The sequence below is a fragment of the Streptomyces cavernae genome (assembly GCF_004023625.1).
In the GTDB taxonomy this organism is placed as follows: domain Bacteria; phylum Actinomycetota; class Actinomycetes; order Streptomycetales; family Streptomycetaceae; genus Streptomyces; species Streptomyces cavernae.
Genome location: NZ_RPDJ01000117.1, coordinates 1 through 1532, shown reverse-complemented (window position 1 = coordinate 1532; position 1532 = coordinate 1). Strand labels below are relative to the sequence as shown.

The 1532-nt window shown below is 68.2% G+C and carries 1 protein-coding gene; it reads left to right on the top strand.

Annotation, left to right across the window (positions count from 1 at the left end; genetic code table 11):
• The coding region (locus EF387_RS46410; protein WP_128382580.1) for an acyl-CoA mutase large subunit family protein at positions 1 to 1532 on the top strand (1532 nt) is incomplete at both ends.

The following is a 1532-nucleotide window of genomic DNA, read 5'->3' as shown; positions in this document are numbered from 1 at the left end:
GAGTCCGGACTGCCCATCGAGCCGGTGTACGGGCCTGAGTCCCTTCAGGGCTGGGATCCGGCGCAGAAGCTGGGGGAGCCGGGGGCGTATCCCTTCACGCGTGGTGTCTACCCGTCGATGTACACGGGTCGGCCGTGGACGATGCGTCAGTACGCCGGTTTCGGTACGGCGACGGAGTCCAACGCGCGGTACCAGCAGTTGATCGCCAACGGCACGATGGGTCTGTCGGTGGCCTTCGACCTGCCGACCCAGATGGGGCATGACTCCGATGCGCCGATCGCGCACGGCGAGGTCGGCAAGGTGGGTGTGGCGATCGACTCGATCGACGACATGCGGGTGCTGTTCGGCGGGATCCCGCTGGACAAGGTGTCGACGTCGATGACGATCAACGCGCCGGCGGCGCTGCTGCTTCTGCTGTACCAACTGGTGGCGGAGGAGCAGGGGGTGAGCGCGGACCAGCTGACCGGCACGATCCAGAACGATGTGCTCAAGGAGTACATCGCGCGCGGGACGTACATCTTCCCGCCCAAGCCGTCCCTGCGGCTGATCGCGGACATCTTCAAGTACTGCAGGGCCGAGATCCCGAAGTGGAACACCATCTCGATCTCGGGCTACCACATGGCGGAGGCGGGTGCCTCGCCCGCGCAGGAGATCGCCTTCACCCTCGCCGACGGCATCGAGTACGTGCGCACGGCCGTGGCGGCCGGGATGGACGTCGACGACTTCGCGCCCCGGCTGTCGTTCTTCTTCGTGGCGCGCACGACGATTCTCGAGGAGGTCGCCAAGTTCCGTGCGGCCCGCAGGATCTGGGCGCGGGTGATGCGCGAGGAGTTCGGGGCGAAGAACCCCAAGTCGCTGATGCTGCGCTTCCACACGCAGACGGCCGGTGTGCAGCTGACGGCGCAGCAGCCGGAGGTGAACCTGGTCCGGGTGGCGGTGCAGGGTCTGGCGGCGGTCCTGGGCGGTACGCAGTCGCTGCACACCAACTCCTTCGACGAGGCCATCGCGCTGCCCACCGACAAAAGCGCGCGGCTGGCCCTGCGCACCCAGCAGGTCCTGGCCTACGAGACGGACGTGACCGCGACCGTGGACCCGTTCGCGGGCTCCTATGTCATCGAGAAGATGACCGATGACGTGGAGGCGGCGGCGCTTGAGCTGATGGCGAAGGTCGAGGACCTGGGCGGCGCGGTCAACGCCATCGAGCACGGCTTCCAGAAGAGCGAGATCGAGCGCAGCGCCTACCGCATCGCGCAGGAGACCGACTCCGGCGAGCGGGTCGTCGTCGGCGTCAACCGCTTCCAGCTCGACGCGGAGGAGCCCTACGAGCCGCTGCGCGTGGATCCCGCGATCGAGGCCCAGCAGGCCGAACGCCTCGCCAAGCTGCGAGCCGAACGAGACCAGCAGGCGGTGGACGCGGCGCTGGCGGACCTGAAGAAGGCGGCGGAGGGCACCGACAACGTCCTCTACCCGATGAAGGACGCCCTGCGGGCGCGGGCGACCGTGGGCGAGGTGTGCAACGCGCTACGGGAGGT